Here is a 15742-nt window from a genome sequence, read left to right as displayed (position 1 = left end):
GTCGACCACGGTATAACGCACTGTGGCCGGTGAATGGCTGGGGCAGGCTCAAGGTTGCAGGCGGTCAATGTGGGGCATGCCCGCGAACACCGGCAAGGCCGGTGCCCTGCAACGCGGTGGCTGCTTCGCGGGCTCGCCCGCTCCCACAGGGAACCGCGCAAGTACCGAGCGTTGGGGGTCAGTGAAAATCCCGGCTGCGCACATCCAGCCCTTGCAGCAGCGGACTCACATCCTCCAACCGCCGCGCAATCAGGTGCCGCACCCCATTCTCCTGCTCCAACCGCCCACTGACCTTGAGCAACTGCGAACCCACCAGCGCCCGCCGCTGCCGTTCGGCCAGCGCACGCCACACCACCACGTTGACCATGCCATGCTCGTCTTCCAAAGTAACGAAGGTCACACCGCTGGCGGTTTGAGGCCGTTGCCGGCCCACCACCAGCCCGGCCACGGCAATGTTGTCGCCATGCTCCACACCCTCCAATTCACTGGAGCTGCGACACCCCAGTGCCCTCAGGCGAGCGCGCAACAGGGCCAGTGGATGTGGGCCAAGCGTAGTGCCGAGGGTTTGATAATCGGCCATCAGGTCCTCGCCCACGGTTGGCACGGGTAATTGCACCGGCTCTTCAGGCAAGGCCTGCACATCGGCGAACAACGGCAGCTGCGGCTGCACCGCCGCCACCTGCCAGCGCGCCTGATGCCGATCGCTGGCCAAGGCGCGCAGCGCCCCGCCATCAGCCAGGCGGGCACGGGCCCGTGCGTCCAGGCCGGCGCGCAGGCACAGGTCTTCGACGTTGCGCCACGGCCGCTGCGCCCTCGCCTGCTGCACGCGCCTGGCATCGGCTTCGGCCAGGCCACGCACCAGTCGCAGGCCCATGCGAATGGCCAGGGTGCCTTCAGCATCAGGCTCCAGGGTGCAGTCCCAGTCGCTGTGGCAGACATCAACCGGCCGTACCTCGATACCTTGGCGGCGAGCCTCTTGCAGCAGCTGATCAGGGCTGTAGAAGCCCATCGGCCAACTGTTGACCAACGCACAGGTGAAGATCGCCGGCTCATGGCACTTCAGCCAACTGCTGGCATAGCACAGCAAGGCAAAGCTGGCCGCATGCGACTCAGGGAAGCCATAGCTGCCAAACCCCTTGATCTGCTCGAAGATGCGCTCGGCAAACGCCAGCGTGTAACCATTGCGCAACATGCCCTGCACCAGCCGTTCGCGGTGCGGTTCCAGGCCGCCGTGGCGCTTCCAGGCTGCCATGCTGCGGCGCAACTGGTCGGCCTCGCCCGGGGTATAGTCGGCCGCGACCATCGCCAGTTCCATCACCTGCTCCTGGAACAGCGGCACGCCCAAGGTACGTTCGAACACTTCCTTCAGTTGCGGCGACGGATACGTCACCGGTTCCTGCTTCAGGCGCCGGCGCAGGTACGGGTGCACCATGTCACCCTGAATCGGCCCGGGGCGGACGATGGCGACCTCAATCACCAGGTCGTAGAACTTTTGGGGCCGCAGCCGCGGCAACATGGCCATTTGCGCGCGTGACTCGATCTGGAAAACGCCCATGGTCTCGGCACGGCTGATCATGGCGTAGGTGGCCGGGTCTTCGCTGGGGATGGTCGCCAGGGTCAGGTGCCGGCCACGGTGGTGCTGCAGCAGGTCGAAGCAGCGGCGCAAGGCGCTGAGCATGCCCAACGCCAGTACGTCGACCTTGAGCAGGCCAACCATGTCCAGGTCATCCTTGTCCCACTGGATCACCGTGCGCTCCGGCATCGCGGCATTCTCCACCGGCACCAGCTGGTCGAGCGGTTGCTGGGAGATGACAAAACCGCCCGGGTGCTGTGACAGGTGCCGAGGGAAGCCGATCAGTTCGCCGGCCAGCACCAGCACCCGCCGCAGCGAAGGGCTGCCCGCTTCGAAACCGGCTTCGGCCAGGCGCTGGTCATCGGGTATGCGATCGCTCCAGCGGCCACAGCATTTGGCCAGGGCATCCACCTGGTCGGCAGGTAGCCCCAGCACCCGCGCCACATCCCGCACCGCACCGGCGGCATGGTAGGTGTTGACTACCGCAGTGAGCGCCGCCCGGTGCCGGCCATAGCGACGGAACACATACTGGATCACCTCCTCGCGCCGGTCGTGCTCGAAGTCCACGTCGATGTCCGGCGGCTCGTTGCGCTCGCGCGACAGGAAGCGCTCGAACAGCAGGTGGTGTTTCATGGGGTCAAGCTCGGTGATGCCCAGCACGAAGCACACCACCGAGTTGGCTGCCGACCCCCGGCCCTGGCATAGGATGCGCTGGCTGCGGGCGAAGGCGACAATGTCGTGCACCGTCAGGAAGTAGCTTTCGTAACCCAGCTCTTCGATCAGCCCCAGTTCCTTGGCAAGCACAGCCCGCACTTTGCCACTCGGCCCGTCTGGCCAGCGCAGCGGCATGCCTTGCTCGCACAGTTCGCGCAGCCAGCTTGCCGGGGTATGCCCCTCGGGCACCAGTTCGCGTGGGTACTGGTAGTTCAGTTCGCTCAGGTCAAACTGGCAGCGCCGGGCAATGACCAGGGTCTCGGCCAGCAGGTCGAGCGGATACAACTCGGCCAGTTGCGCCTGGCTGCGCAGGTGCCGTTCGCCATTGGCAAACAGAAAGCGCCCGGCCTCGCTCACCTGGCAATGCTGGCGGATGGCAGTCATGCAGTCCTGCAAGGCACGGCGACCACGCACGTGCATGTGCACGTCGCCACAGGCCACGGCGCGGATACCCACATCAGCCGCCAGTGCCCGCAACCGTTGCAGGCGCATGGCATCGTCACTGCCCCGGTGCAGGTGCACGGCCAGCCACAGGCGCTCAGCGAACACACTGCGCAGCCACGCGCCGGTAGCGGTATCGCCACTGTCAGCGGCCACCCACAAGGCCAGCAGGCCTTGATGGTGCAGCAGCAAGTCATCACGAAACAGCTGGTACGCCCCCTTCTCTGCCCGCCGCCGGGCACGGGTGATCAGCGCGCACAGGTTCTGGTAGCCGGTCAGGTTCTCGACCAGCAGCACCAGCTTGGGCCCGTCGCACAATTGCACCTCGCTGCCAACGATCAGCCGCAACTGGTGCACCTTGGCTGCCTGCCAGGCGCGCACGATACCGGCCAGCGTGCATTCGTCAGTGATTGCCAAGGCCTGGTAGCCCTGCTCGCGCGCACGCCGGAACAGCTCGTCGGCGCTCGATGCACCGCGCTGGAAGCTGAAGTTGGAAAGGCAATGCAGCTCGGCATAACCCGGGGTGTTCATGCGAACCAACCCTGCAGCCAAAGCGGGCCGGCCTGGCTCAGGTCGCGGTAGGCCCAGCCGCGCAGGCCGTCGCGGGTTTCGATGCGGTAGTAGTCGCGACGCACATCGCCGCCATCCCACCAACCTGATTCGATGCGTTCGGCATAGCCCTGCACCTGGTAGGCGGCGTCATCCAGCGCGATCGGTGCCGACAACAGCCACCCCGGGCGGCTACCCGGTGCAACGGGCATGTTGCCTTGGGCACCCTGCTCCGCCAACTGCCAGGCGCATTCCGGGCGGTGATCGGCGGCTGCGCCAAGCCCCTTGACGGCCTCATCCCCCAGGCGGGCGCGCAACCGCTCGCGCAATTGTGCCCAGGGTTGCGCCTGTTGCGCGCGCGGGTCGAACAACGCCTGATGCTGTGGCACAAAGGGTGGCAAGTCTTCGGCAACCAGCCGCAGGTTGCGCACCGGTGCGGGTATGCGCAGCGGCTCAAGGCGCCCACGGGCCAGCTCGAACAGCATCGCAGCATCGCGTTCGGCCGCCAGCAAACCCACCTTGAGCAGGGTATCCGGCCCCTCGGCGTGCTCCAGATGCAGACAGAAGCGCTGCACGCCACAGTCTCGCCCGGCCAGAAATGCAGCAAGGTCGTTGAGCATGCGCCGCAGCGGGAACAACAGCGCCTGGTGCGACTCGACGTCGAAATTGAGTTCCAGCCGGGTTTCGAAACGGTCCGGTGGCTGGTAGAAATCCAGCCCCAGGTTGCGCAGGCCGAGCAACTGGTCGAGGTGCAGCTGCACCTGGGCCGCAAAGCGCCTGGCCAAGGTATCGCGCGGCAAGGCCAAAACCTGGCCCAGCTGGTGCAAGCCCATGCGGGCAAACGCTTCGGCCGCCTCTGCCGGCAGGCCGACGCGCGTGATGGGCATGCCAAGCAGCGCCGCTCGGGTGGCGTCGACATCGCCCACGGCCAGGCCATCGTGGCCATTGGCGAGCATGCGAGCAGCCACCGGGTTGCTGGCCAGGACAATGCGTTGACGCAGGCCCAGTTCTGCCAGTTCCTGACGCAGACGTGCCTCGAACAAGGGCCAGGGCCCGAACAGTTGCAGGCTGGAGCCCACTTCCAGCAGCAGCGCCCGAGGGTAATGCAGGCTGACCTGGGCACTGAAGCGGTAGGCCCAGGCCGCCAGCAACTGTTGCACCTGATCGATGCGTTTGGGGTCAGCTTCGACGCAGGTGAAGCCATCGGCCAGGGCACGCGCTGCGGTCAGGGTTTGCCCGGCCCGCAGGCCCAGTGCAGCGGCCGCCGGGTTGACTGCCTGCAACAGGCGACGCTGGGTCGGCCCGCCAATCAGCACCAAAGGCGTGTCAGGGTCGTCACGCTCACGCAGGACGGTGTCCAGCGCAAGCTGCGGGAGCAGGATGCAGGCCCAGAGCATGGTGCATCAGCCCCGCCCCGGGCAGGGTATTGGCAGCGCGGGTGGCATGCCACCCCGGCTTTTCAGCACGCGCCATTGCGCCGGGCGTGTGTCGACTGCAATGCGCAGCGCTGCGGGTGAAGGGTTGTGCGACGCCTGCTGCGGCCTGCAGGCGAACGCCAGTGCCTGCCCGGTTTCGGCCGCTACCTGCAAGCGCCGCAGGGCGCGGTCATCGGCACGTTCCGGCCAGCACAGCACCGCCGCGCAACTGCCCGAGCGCAGGCACTGTTCGGCAGCCCACAGGGCATCGGCAGGCTCGGCATCCACCTGTACCAGCCAGCGCAGGTCCACCCCCGCTGCCTGCCAGGCCGGTGCAAAAGGGATGAAGGGTGGAGCCACCAGCACCACTCTGCTGGCTTCTGCACTCAGCCGGGCCAGGGTTGGCCACAGCAACTGCAATTCGCCACAGCCGGGGTTGGCCAGCAACAGCTCGCTCAGTGCTGCCGCCGGCCAGCCACCTTCCGGCAAACGTTCGTCGAGGGCCGCATGGCCGGTGGGCTGCAGCCCGAGTGGCCGCGCCTGGGCCTGCCGGCCGCGCCATACCCGGCGCTGTTCCAGCAGCCTGTCGAGGTCGACCACGGCGCCCATCAGTCGCGCCTCAGCAAGCCGCAGAACACGCCTTCGATGAAAAAGTCCTGTTCGGGCTGCACATCGATCGGCGCATAGGCCGGGTTACGTGGCAACAGCCGGTAAGTGCCGCCTTGGCGTTGCAGGCGTTTGATGGTCACTTCGCCGTCCAGGCGCGCAACCACGATTTGCCCGTCGCGGGCGTCAGCCTGTTGCAGGATGCCGACCAGGTCACCGTCAAAGATGCCGTCGTCGATCATCGAGTCGCCCCGCACCTTCAGCAGGTAGTCGGGGGTACGGCGGAACAGGCTGGGGTCGAGCAGCAACTGCTCGTGGATGTCCAGGTCCGGGCCGATGGGGGCACCCGCCGCCACCTGGCCCAGCACGGGTATTTCGAGGATTTCCGGCCGGCGCAGCGGTTCGGCCAGGCGTATGCCCCGGGCCTGGTTTGGCGTGACATCGATGTAACCGGCCTGGCACAGGGCGGTGATGTGCTTGCGCGCAACGCTGCGCGAGGCAAAACCGAAGCGCGTGGCGATATCGGCCAGGCTCGGCGGCTGACCATGCTCGGCAATGCGCTCACGGATGAATTCGAAAATGGCGCGGCGTTTGGGGGTAAGAGTGTCCATGGAGCACATTTGTACTCTTTTCGGAGCACGCTGAACAGCCCCCTTCGTCGTCAGCTTTGGTTATGATCCCCTGGCTTGTGTTTTTTCATCTGGATATCCCATGCTGACCGCCCTGCTGTTCGACCTTGACGGGACCCTCACCGACACTGACACCTTGCACCTGCAGGCCTTTCGCCAACTGCTGCGCGAACACGACGGCCGCGAGCTGAGCCAGGCGCAGTTCGACGCCCAGGTCAGCGGCCGCGCCAACGGCGAGCTGTTCGCCGAGCTGTTCAGCGGCGCCAGCGTCGAACAGTGCCAGGCGTTGGCCGACCGCAAGGAAGCGCTGTTTCGTGCGATGTCGCCGTCGCTTGAGCCAATGCCAGGCCTGTTGCGCCTGCTGGAGCATGCCCAGGCCCATGACATCGGCATGTGCGTGGTGACCAACGCACCGCGGCTGAACGCCGAGCACATGCTGAACGCCATGGGCCTTGGCCAGCACTTTGAACATGTGCTGGTGGCCGAAGAACTGGCACGGCCCAAACCGGACCCGCTGCCCTACCTCACCGGCCTGCAGCGGCTGGGTGCCGAGGCCGGGCAAGCGCTGGCCTTCGAGGACTCATTGCCGGGGACGGCCGCGGCCAGTGGCGCGGGGATCTTTACCGTGGGCGTGGCCACGACGCAGACCCCGGAGCGGTTGCTGGCGGCGGGCGCCAGGCTGGTTGTCGACGATTTCAATGATGCGGCGTTGTGGGCGTTGATCGAGCGTATGGCTTCAGACAGGGGGTGTGTTCCCGAAGGCTAGGGAGCGGGAGCCGAACCTGCTGGCGCTGCAGCCGGGGTGCCGGATGTACAGCCTGGAACGCTAAGCCGTGACGCCGCATTTCGCCCCTGCAGCCATACCGCCAAAGCCGCCAACCCTGCGGGTAGCAACAACGAAGCGAACACCTGGGCAAAACTCCAGCCCAGCGCCAGCATCTGTGCCCCGGCAAAGGCACTGAGAATCGCACCCAGGCGCCCGATGCCGCTCATCCAGCTGGCCCCGGTCGCCCGTGCTTCAGTCGGGTAAAAAGCCGCCGCCAGTGCATTCATGCCAACACTTGCCCCATTAAGGCCAAAGCCTACAGCGCTCGCAACCGCGCACAACCAGGCGAAGTCCGCAGCGACCTGACCAATTGCAAAAATTACCGCACCACTGAACAGGAAGGTCAGTACCAGCACGCGCTGCGCCGGGTAGCGATCCATGGCCCAACCCACCGAAATCGCGCCCAACGGGCCGCCAATCTGGAAACAGGCGGTGACGATGGCCGCTTCGGCCACCGAAAACCCGCCCCCCTCCTTCACCAGCGTCGGCAACCAGCCGCTGAACAGATAGACCAGGAACAGCGCCAGCACGTACCCGCCCCAGAGCATGCAGGTACCAAAGCGATACCGCGCAGAGAGGATAGTGCCGATTGCACCGCCTGCAGCCTGGGCTTTACCGGGCAAGACAAAGGTCGTGTCGGCGTTGACATGCTCAGGTGCCAGGCGACGGACAATGGCCAGAATGCGCTTGCGGTCCGCCCCCTTGCTGACCAGGAACGTCACCGATTCCGGCAGGCGCCAATACAGCAACGGCAGGACCATTAGCGGCAACACCCCACCCAATGCCAGGACACTGCGCCAGCCCAGGTTCGGAATCATCCAGGCGCTGACGAAGCCACCTGCCGCTGCGCCCAGGGAGAACCCGCAGAATGCCAGGGTAATGAGCAGCGAGCGGCTGCGTGCCGGGGCATACTCGCTGACCAGGGTGCTGGCATTGGGCATGGCTGCGCCCAGGCCCAGGCCGGTCAGAAAGCGCAACGCGACCAGGGCTTCCAGGTTGGGTGAAAAGGCCGAGGCCAGTGTCCAGAGGCCGAACAGCAGCACGCTGCACAGCAACACCGCCTTGCGCCCGTAACGGTCCGCCAAGGGGCCGGCAATCAAGGCGCCAAGTGCCAGGCCGATCAACGCGGCGCTCAATACCGGGCCCAGACTTTGCGCATCCAGGCCCCAATCGCTTTTCAATTGCGGGGCAATGAAGCCGATGATGGCGACGTCCAGGCCGTCCAGGGCGATGATGAGAAAGCCGAGGAACACCACCCATTTCTGGTAGCGGCCGATGGGTTGCTGGTCGATCAGTTGGCGCACGTCGAGTGTGTTGTTCATAGGTATCACCTGTTGTTGTTTTTATGACGGTGTTTGTCGCAGCCCTAGTGGAAAAGGCTGGGTAAGCGCACAGGCCTTATGATGCGTGTTTCCTGAGCCACCACCAGGTCGCGGGTGGCATGCAGGTACGCGGCAAAGTCCGGGTCGGCATCCCGCGCTGCGCTGCGCTTCTCGAAGTCATCGAGGCTGTCATAGCCCCACAAGTGCACCACCTGGTTCAACGGCCCGATGCTGCTGGTGTAAAACGCCAGGGGTGCACCGAGGTGGCGCAGCAGGATCGGCATCGCCAGCTGGTCGAACGCCTCGAGAAAGGCCGCCATGCCGCGCGGGCGAATGGTGTAGATGCGGTGGTCGACCACAGGCTTGTCCATCACGCCACCTCCCGTGCGTTGCCCGCCGCCAGCCCCTGCTCGACACCCGCCAGATGGCGCCCGGTGATGTAGGCAAAGGTCATGATCGGCCCCAGGGTGATGCCCGCCCCGGGGTAGTTGCCGCCCATGATGCTGGCGCGGTCGTTACCCACCGCATACAGGCCGTCGATGACTTGCCCGTCGGCCGCCAACACTTCACCGGTCACACGGGTGCGCAGCCCGTCGAAAGTGCCCAGATCGCCCATGATGACTTTCACGGCAAAGTACGGTCCCTCGCCAACCGGCGCTACGCACGGGTTGGGTTGTTGCTGCGGGTCGGCCAGGTAGCGATTGAAGCTGGTGCTGCCGCGGCCGAACTGACGGTCTTCACCGTGGACAGCGCCAAGGTTGTACTCGCGCACAGTCTGCTCCAGCCCTTGCGCATCGATACCGGCCTTGCCGGCCAACTCCGCCAGGGTCTGGCCCTTGAGCAGGTAACCGTTGCGCAGCAATGGCCCCAGCGGCATCGGCGCAGGCTTGGCAAAGCCCAGCCCGTATTTGGCCAGGGTGCGGCGGTCGCATACCAGCCACATGGCGGTTTCTGCCTGGTCGGAACACGCCTCGATCAGCGCTGCGCCTACGTCGTGGTAGGCATTCGACTCATTGGTGAATCGCTGCCCCGAACGCAGCACGCCGATCACACCCGGCTTGTAGCGGTCGAGCAAGTGCGGAAAGGCAATATGCCGCCCACCACCCACCGGCACCTTCGATACCGGCATCCAGGCTGCAGGTGCCTGCAGGCAGATATCGACCTTTGCTCCCAGCGCCTCGGCCATGCGCGCACCATCGCCGGTGTTGCCCGCTGGCACCGGTGAAAAATGCTCGCCGCCACGCCGTACATGCGGGTAGGCCTGGCGCAGCCGTTGCAGGTCATGGGAGAAACCGCCACAGGCCAGCACCACCCCACGCCGGGCTTCGATGCGCTGCTCGCTGCCGGCCTGCCCGGTCACCGCCCCCACTACCCGCGCCCCTTCGCGCAGCAACTGCCGCGCCGGGGTGCCTGTGAGAATCGGAATGCCCAGGTCCAGTGCCGAGCGTACCAGCCGTGCCGCCAGGGCATTGCCACTGGTGACCTGGGTGCCGCGTCGGTACAAGGCCAGCTCCTTCAAATGGGTCAGCAGGCGTTTGGCCACGTAGGCGAACGAGGTCAACGAACGGGTGACATTGAAGAAGTGCTTGAGGTCGGCATTCGACGAGTTGAACATCATGCCGATGAAGGTGATGGTCTTCAGCGGCGGGCGCAGCCGCGCCATGTCGGGCCCCAGACCACGGATGTCGTAAGGTGCGGCCAGTATCGAGCGGCCCACATCGACGCCGCCTTCCACCTGCGGGTGATAATCGGGGTACAGCGTGGGCACGAACTTGACTGCCGTCTCGCGCTCGAAAAACTCAACCATCTGCGGCGCGTAGCGCAAGAATGCCTCCACCCCGGGCGCATCGAAGCAGGCACCGGTTTCGTTGCGCAGGTAGGTCATGGCCGCTGCTTGGCTGTCATTGCCCCCGTGCCGGGTGCCCGGCACCCACAGCACGCCGCCGGAAAACGCCGTGGTGCCGCCGAAGCACGCCTCCTTTTCGATGACGATCACATCCAGGCCAAGCTTTTTGGCCGTGATGGCTGTCGCCAGGCCGCCAGCCCCCGCACCGATGACCAGTACATCGCAGCTACGCGTATTCATTGGCCTGCCCCCTCGAAGCCAGGGCGCGGGATCAGTGCCATGGGCATGCTTTCCAGTCCGCCATCCACGGTCAGCTCGGCGCCGTTGATATAGTCGGCGCGGCGGCTGGCCAGAAACAGCACGGCTTCGGCGATGTCTTGCGGCTCACCGATGCGCTGGTTGGCGGTCATGGCGCTACGCCGGCGCGCCACCTGTGGGTCGGCATAGAACGCCGCCGACAATGGCGTGCGGATCAAACCCGGGCATACGGCGTTGCTGCGCACACCGCGCGGCCCCCATTCCACGGCGATCTGCCGCGACAACATGCTGACGCCTGCCTTCGCCGCGCTGTAAGCGCCACTGTTGGGTTGCGGGTAATGGGCTGCAATCGAGGCCACATGCACGATACGGCCCTGGCCACAGTCCAGCATGGAACGGCCAAAGGCCTGGGCACACAAAAGGTAGCCACTGAGGTTGACCGCCAGCACCTGGTTCCATTGTTCCAGGCTTAGCGTGTCCAGCGCACCGGGGCGCAGCACGCTGGCATTGTTGACCAGTACATCGCAGCGCCCATGCAGCGCCTGTACCTGGGCCGCAGCCTGCTCCACGCTGGCCGGGTCGGCAATGTCGCAGGCCAGGGCACTGACTTCGCCTGCACTGTGTTCCCCCAGGGTGGCCGCCAGTTCGCGGCATTTGTCCAGGTCGCGGTCAAGCAGCACCACGTGGGCCTGCTGCTCCACCAAGGCTGCGGCCAACGCTGCGCCAATGCCGCCGGCCGCGCCGGTCACCACGCATACGGCCGACTCCAGGCCTAGCCACTGAGAAAGGATCTTGTTGTTGTGCATGCTGTTCTCCAGAGCGTTGCTTGTTCTGGGCAACAGGCTATGGCCGGCAGGCCCACCGGCAGAATGGACAAAACCTGCAACCAGCCCCACATTCCCGTCAATTTGCCCACTGCGCCCTGAAGCCTGCGGGCAGCTATGGCACAGTAGCGGGTACTGAACAGAACAATTACAACACCATGAACAAGATCCCCAATTACGCCCTGTACGGTGAAACCGCGCAGCCGGTGTGGCACGAAGCCTTGCATGTGGAGCAGATATCCCAGCGCTCTGGCGCGCACAACTGGGAGATTGCCGCACACCGTCACGAAGGCTTGCTGCAGCTGTTGTACCTGCAAAGCGGTGGCGGCGAGGTGCTGTTCGACAGTGACCGGTTTCAGGTTCATGCACCCTGCGTGGTGTACGTCCCGGCGCAGGTGGTGCATGGATTTCATTGGGCCAGCCAGGTAGAAGGCCAGGTAATCACGGCTGCGCAGCACCCGCTGGATAGCATCGCCCAGGTGCTGGCACCCAACGTGCGGGTGCAACTGCGCAAACCACAGGTGATTGCCCTGCCCCACTGGGCCGCCGATGAAGACCCGTTGTTGCCCCTGTTTCGGGCCCTGCGCGAGGAATACCACAACCGCGCCCGCGAGCATGTGGCCAGCAGCATGGCGCTATTGCTGGCACTGATGATCCATGTCCTGCGCCATGAGCCGTACATGCCCGCAGGTGAGCAGCGCCCAGTATCAAGACGCAGCCAGCAACTAACGGCTTTTCGCGAGCTGGTAGACATGCACTACCGCGCGCACTGGCCACTGGCGGAATACGCCGCCGCGTTGGGCATGACCCTGGTGACGTTGGGGCGGTTGTGCCAGGAACACCTGGGCATGACGCCGATGAATGTGATCAATGCCCGACTGGTGCTGGAGGCCAAGCGCATGCTCGGGCATTCGAGCCTGAGCGTGAAAGAGATCGCTCATGAACTGGGGTTTGCCGATGTCGGGTATTTCAGCCGGTTCTTTCGCAAGCAGGCGGGGGTGAGCCCTAGCGGATTTCGAGAGGGCCAGTAACGCCCGCAGGTTCTGTGGGCGGTACTGGCAATGCACGCGTCTGTGGCTTACCCGCGAAGAAACCCGTGCAGGAAACATCAAACAGCCAAGGCCCGCTGCACTTCCCCCACCGTGGTCGCCAAACTGCTCAGGTGCAGGCTCGACACCCGCTCCACCGGCGCCTGATCCAGCGGCCATTGCAAGGCAATGCTGCCGACCAGGCGCCCTTCGGCATGTACCGGCAAGGCAATGGCGCGGATCAGGAACGGCAGGCGCACCGGGTATTCCCAGTAGCCTTCGGTGCGCTGACCAAAGCCCTTGTGCGCTTGTTCTTCGATATCGCGCAACAACCCGTCGTCACCCAGCCGCTCATGGGCCGCCAGGCGCTGCACTTCGTCCACCGCCAGCTCCCCCAGGCACGCCCGCCCCATTGCCGAATGAAACAGGCTGGCATGCTGCCCAACGATCTGACTGGTGAGCGGATAGCGCTTGCGCAGCACCTGGGGGATGGCGCTTTCCATCACCTCCAGCCGCTGGCCGTCGAAACACGACAGGTCAGCGACCAGCCCGGTGCGCTCACTCAGCTCCAGCAGCATGGGCGCTGCGCTTTCCACCAGGCGCCGCTTGAAACGCAACTGGCGGTCACCGAACAGGCGTCGCGCGCACAGCCGGTAGCGCCGGTCGGCAAGGCCGCGGTACACCCAGCCTTGCGCCTGCAAGGTGGCGATCATGCGCGACACCGTGGCCTTGGGCAGCGCCGTCAGGTAGTGCAGTTCTTCCAGGCCCAACGCCTGGTGTTCGCCCAGCAGGTCGACAATGGCCAGCGCCCGCTCCACCGAACGCACGCCGCCGCTGTCTGCCGTGATACCCATGGGTATGACCTCCTTGTAGCGGGATGGTCAGGATAGCCAGCAAGATCCGCGCCTGCCCGTGCTTTCATGGCGCAAGCAGGCGTTGTGGCGGGCAGCGCACCACCCAGCGGGTGAGCTGTTCATGGGCATACGCCAGCTGCAGCACGGCATGGTCGGCCTGCGCCGGGCCTATGATTTGCAGGCCCATGGGCAACCCGGCAGCATTGAACCCCACCGGCACGCTGATGCTCGGCAAGCCGGCCAAGGTCGGCCCGATCACCACTTCCATCCAGCGGTGGTAGGTGTCCATTGCCCGCCCCCCGACCACCGTCGGCCATGGCTGGCGTGCATCGAAAGGGAACACCTGGGCCGAGGGCAACAGCAGGAAGTCGTAACGCTCGAACAGCTTGCCCATGGCGCGGTACCAGTCACTGCGGTCCAACGAAGCCTGGTACAGCGCCGCCGCACTCAGCTGCAAGCCACCTTCCACCTCCCACTGTGCTTCGGGCTTGAGCAATGGGCGCTTGCCGGGGTCGGCATAGGCTGCGCTGAGGTTGCCATGCACCAGGAAGTGGCGGTGGGTCAGCCAGCATTGCCACAAGCGCGCCAGGTCGAATGCCGGCTGGCAGGCCTCGACCTGGCAGCCCAGCTCGGCAAAGTCGGCCAGCGCCGACTCGCACAGGCTCATTACCCCGTCATCCATCGGCAGATAGCCGTTGTAGTCGCCCAGCCAGCCCACCCGTACACCGCGAAAATCGCGCGGCAAGCCAACGGTAAAATCGCGCCGGCCTTCGCTCAGCGACAGCGGCGCCCGGGCATCAACACCCGCCTGTATCGACAGCAGCCGCGCCACGTCGACCACACTGCGGCCCATCGGCCCTTCTGTGGCCAGCTGCTGCACGAACAGCTCGGGCGCAGGCCCATACGGCACGCGGCCCTGCGATGGGCGCAGGCCGAACAGGTTATTGAACGCCGCCGGGTTGCGCAGCGAGCCCATCATGTCGCTGCCGTCGGCCACCGGCAGCAAGCGCATGGCCAGCGCCGCTGCAGCCCCACCGCTGCTGCCACCCGCCACCCGCGACGGGTCGTAGGCGTTGGTGGTGGTGCCAAACAAGGGGTTGTAGCTTTGCGAGCCCAGGCCAAACTCGGGCACATTGCTCTTGCCCATGATCAATGCCCCGCTCGCCCGCACCCGCGCCACGCTGATCGCATCCTGCTCGGGTACCTGCTCGACAAACAGCGGCGAGCCGAGCGTGGTACGCAGCCCGGCCGTGGCGGCGAGGTCCTTGATTGCCTGCGGCATACCATGCATCCAGCCGCGCGAATGGCCACAGGCCAGTTCGCGGTCACGCGTCTCGGCCTCGGCCAGCAGCACTTCGGCCGGGCGCAGCGAGACCAGTGCATTGACCTGCCGATTGAAGCGCTCGACATGCCCCAGGTAAGCCTGCATCACCTCCCGGCATGACAACTGGCGGGCATGGATGGCCTGGGACAGTGCCTCGGCATCAAGGGCAACAATGGGGTCGATGGCTAGCGGCTTCACGGTTTTACTCCAAGGTTGAAGGCGGCAGGCTTGACTGCCCGCGGTGCTTCTTTCAGGCAATAGGTGCCCAGCAATGTCAGCAGGCAGGCAAACAGCACGTAGAACGCCGGCGCCACTGGGGTGCCGAGCACCTGGGTGAGCCAGGTCACGATCAACGGGGCAAAGCCACCGAACACCATCACCGCCACGTTGTAGGCCACCGACACGCCGGTGGAACGCACCTGGACCGGGAACTGTTCGGCCAGGGCAGTAGGCGCCGGGCCGAAGAAACCACCGATGGCCGTGCACAACAGCAGTTGCATGACCAACAGGCGCTCCAGGGAAGGCGCAGCGGCCACCCACACATACAGTGGGTAGACCATCACGAAGAACGTCAGGGTGAAGGCCATCAGCACCGGGCGCCGCCCCAGCCGGTCAGACAGCGCCCCGGACAACGGAATCACGAGGGTCATCAGCCCCACGGCGAGCATCTGCACCAGCAGCACCTGGTCCAGCGGCAGGCCTAGGCTTTTGTGGGCGAAGGTCGGCATGTTCACCAGCACCACGTAGAACGATACCGTCGCGCCGCAGGCCAACCCCATCGACACCAGCAGGCTGCGCCGGTGTTCACGCAGCACCTGCCACAGGCTGGGCGACTGGCCCTTGGCATGGCGACGCGCCTCGACAAACGCCTCAGGCTCCTCCATATGCTTGCGGATCCACAGCCCGACCGGCCCGATCAGCAGGCCCAGCACGAACGGGATGCGCCAGCCCCAGCTGTCCAGCGCCTCAGGCGAGCACAGGTGGGTAACCAACGCCACCATTGCCGCCCCGGAAAACACCGCCAGGCACTGCCCTACCAATTGCCACGAACCATACAGGCCCTTGCGGTGGGCAGGCGCGCTTTCCACCAGAAACGCCGTGGCGCTGGCGTATTCACCACCGGTGGCAAAGCCCTGCAGCATGCGCGCCACCACGATCAGCAGCGGCGCAGCCATGCCGATGGCCAGGTAGTCGGGCGCGAAGGCGATCATGGCGATGGACACGGTCATCAGGCGGATGATCATCTGCATGGCCGCCTTGCGGCCCTTGCGGTCGGAATACATGCCCAGCAGCACGCCGCCCACAGGGCGCATGAAAAAACCGACGCCGAAGGTGGCAAGGGCCATCAGCAGCGAGGCGTACGCGTCGTCGGACGGGAAGAACTGCCGGGCGATGATGCTGGCCAGAAAGCCATACACGATAAAGTCATACCATTCCAGGGCGTTGCCGATAACGGCGGCCACCACTTGCCGGGTACGCGACACGCCGGTGCTCGAAGTCTGCATAGGGAACACTCCACACAATGATTGGGTG

The 15742-nt window shown here is 65.5% G+C and carries 13 protein-coding genes; 2 read left to right on the top strand and 11 right to left on the bottom strand.

The features are described 5' to 3' along the window. Positions 1 to 178 precede the first annotated feature (178 nt). From ACF8Q6_RS02795 to lexA, 4 genes are read right to left on the bottom strand one after another with little or no spacing between them, the layout of a single operon-like run. A complete protein-coding gene (locus ACF8Q6_RS02795; RefSeq protein WP_392489559.1) occupies positions 179 to 3259 on the bottom strand; it encodes an error-prone DNA polymerase in 3081 nt (1026 codons plus the stop codon). Beyond that, the gene (locus ACF8Q6_RS02790; RefSeq protein WP_209966233.1) at positions 3256 to 4674 is read right to left on the bottom strand and encodes a DNA polymerase Y family protein; all 1419 of its coding nucleotides are present in this window, start codon (positions 4672 to 4674) and stop codon (positions 3256 to 3258) included. Before ACF8Q6_RS02790 ends, ACF8Q6_RS02795 begins: the two co-directional genes overlap by 4 nt. A 6-nt stretch (positions 4675 to 4680) precedes the next feature. Continuing rightward, a complete protein-coding gene (gene imuA / locus ACF8Q6_RS02785; protein WP_004374214.1) occupies positions 4681 to 5301 on the bottom strand; it encodes a translesion DNA synthesis-associated protein ImuA in 621 nt (206 codons plus the stop codon). Then, the gene (gene lexA / locus ACF8Q6_RS02780) at positions 5301 to 5918 is read right to left on the bottom strand and encodes a transcriptional repressor LexA (protein WP_012052394.1); all 618 of its coding nucleotides are present in this window, start codon (positions 5916 to 5918) and stop codon (positions 5301 to 5303) included. Before lexA ends, imuA begins: the two co-directional genes overlap by 1 nt. A gap of 91 nt (positions 5919 to 6009) precedes the next feature. On the opposite strand from lexA, the gene ACF8Q6_RS02775 reads away from it, so the two are divergent. After that, on the top strand, positions 6010 to 6693 hold the full coding sequence (locus tag ACF8Q6_RS02775; protein WP_004374207.1) for an HAD family phosphatase: 684 nt from the start codon (positions 6010 to 6012) through the stop codon (positions 6691 to 6693). On the opposite strand, the gene ACF8Q6_RS02770 is transcribed toward ACF8Q6_RS02775, so the two are convergent. From ACF8Q6_RS02770 to ACF8Q6_RS02755, 4 genes are read right to left on the bottom strand one after another with little or no spacing between them, the layout of a single operon-like run. Next, positions 6690 to 8075 (bottom strand): MFS transporter, encoded by a 1386-nt coding sequence (locus ACF8Q6_RS02770; protein WP_392489558.1) that lies wholly within the window; start codon positions 8073 to 8075, stop codon positions 6690 to 6692. The genes ACF8Q6_RS02775 and ACF8Q6_RS02770 overlap by 4 nt on opposite strands. Positions 8076 to 8119: 44 nt before the next feature. Further along, entirely contained in the window at positions 8120 to 8446 is a 327-nt protein-coding gene (locus tag ACF8Q6_RS02765) for an NIPSNAP family protein (protein ID WP_004374204.1), read from the bottom strand. Continuing rightward, positions 8446 to 10161, bottom strand: coding sequence for an FAD-dependent oxidoreductase (locus ACF8Q6_RS02760; protein WP_392489557.1), 1716 nt, complete (start codon positions 10159 to 10161; stop codon positions 8446 to 8448). Before ACF8Q6_RS02760 ends, ACF8Q6_RS02765 begins: the two co-directional genes overlap by 1 nt. After that, on the bottom strand, positions 10158 to 10985 hold the full coding sequence (locus tag ACF8Q6_RS02755) for an SDR family NAD(P)-dependent oxidoreductase (protein WP_012052398.1): 828 nt from the start codon (positions 10983 to 10985) through the stop codon (positions 10158 to 10160). Before ACF8Q6_RS02755 ends, ACF8Q6_RS02760 begins: the two co-directional genes overlap by 4 nt. 176 nt (positions 10986 to 11161) lie before the next feature. Here ACF8Q6_RS02755 and ACF8Q6_RS02750 point away from each other — a divergent pair, with 176 nt between their 5' ends. Next, on the top strand, positions 11162 to 12034 hold the full coding sequence (locus tag ACF8Q6_RS02750) for a helix-turn-helix domain-containing protein (protein WP_392489556.1): 873 nt from the start codon (positions 11162 to 11164) through the stop codon (positions 12032 to 12034). Between the two features lie 77 nt (positions 12035 to 12111). Here ACF8Q6_RS02750 and ACF8Q6_RS02745 read toward each other — a convergent pair whose 3' ends face one another. The 3 genes from ACF8Q6_RS02745 to ACF8Q6_RS02735 form a co-directional block, all read right to left on the bottom strand. Continuing rightward, on the bottom strand, positions 12112 to 12885 hold the full coding sequence (locus ACF8Q6_RS02745; RefSeq protein ID WP_004576295.1) for an IclR family transcriptional regulator: 774 nt from the start codon (positions 12883 to 12885) through the stop codon (positions 12112 to 12114). 64 nt (positions 12886 to 12949) lie between these two features. Continuing rightward, positions 12950 to 14407, bottom strand: a complete 1458-nt coding sequence (locus tag ACF8Q6_RS02740) for an amidase (RefSeq protein WP_143496013.1) — start codon at positions 14405 to 14407, stop codon at positions 12950 to 12952. Beyond that, on the bottom strand, positions 14404 to 15714 hold the full coding sequence (locus ACF8Q6_RS02735) for a citrate-proton symporter (protein WP_088513226.1): 1311 nt from the start codon (positions 15712 to 15714) through the stop codon (positions 14404 to 14406). Before ACF8Q6_RS02735 ends, ACF8Q6_RS02740 begins: the two co-directional genes overlap by 4 nt. Positions 15715 to 15742: the final 28 nt, after the last annotated feature.

Source organism: Pseudomonas sp. GLN_2 (genome assembly GCF_043106005.1).
GTDB classification, from domain to species: domain Bacteria; phylum Pseudomonadota; class Gammaproteobacteria; order Pseudomonadales; family Pseudomonadaceae; genus Aquipseudomonas; species Aquipseudomonas alloputida.
This window is presented reverse-complemented; position numbering and strand designations above follow the sequence as displayed.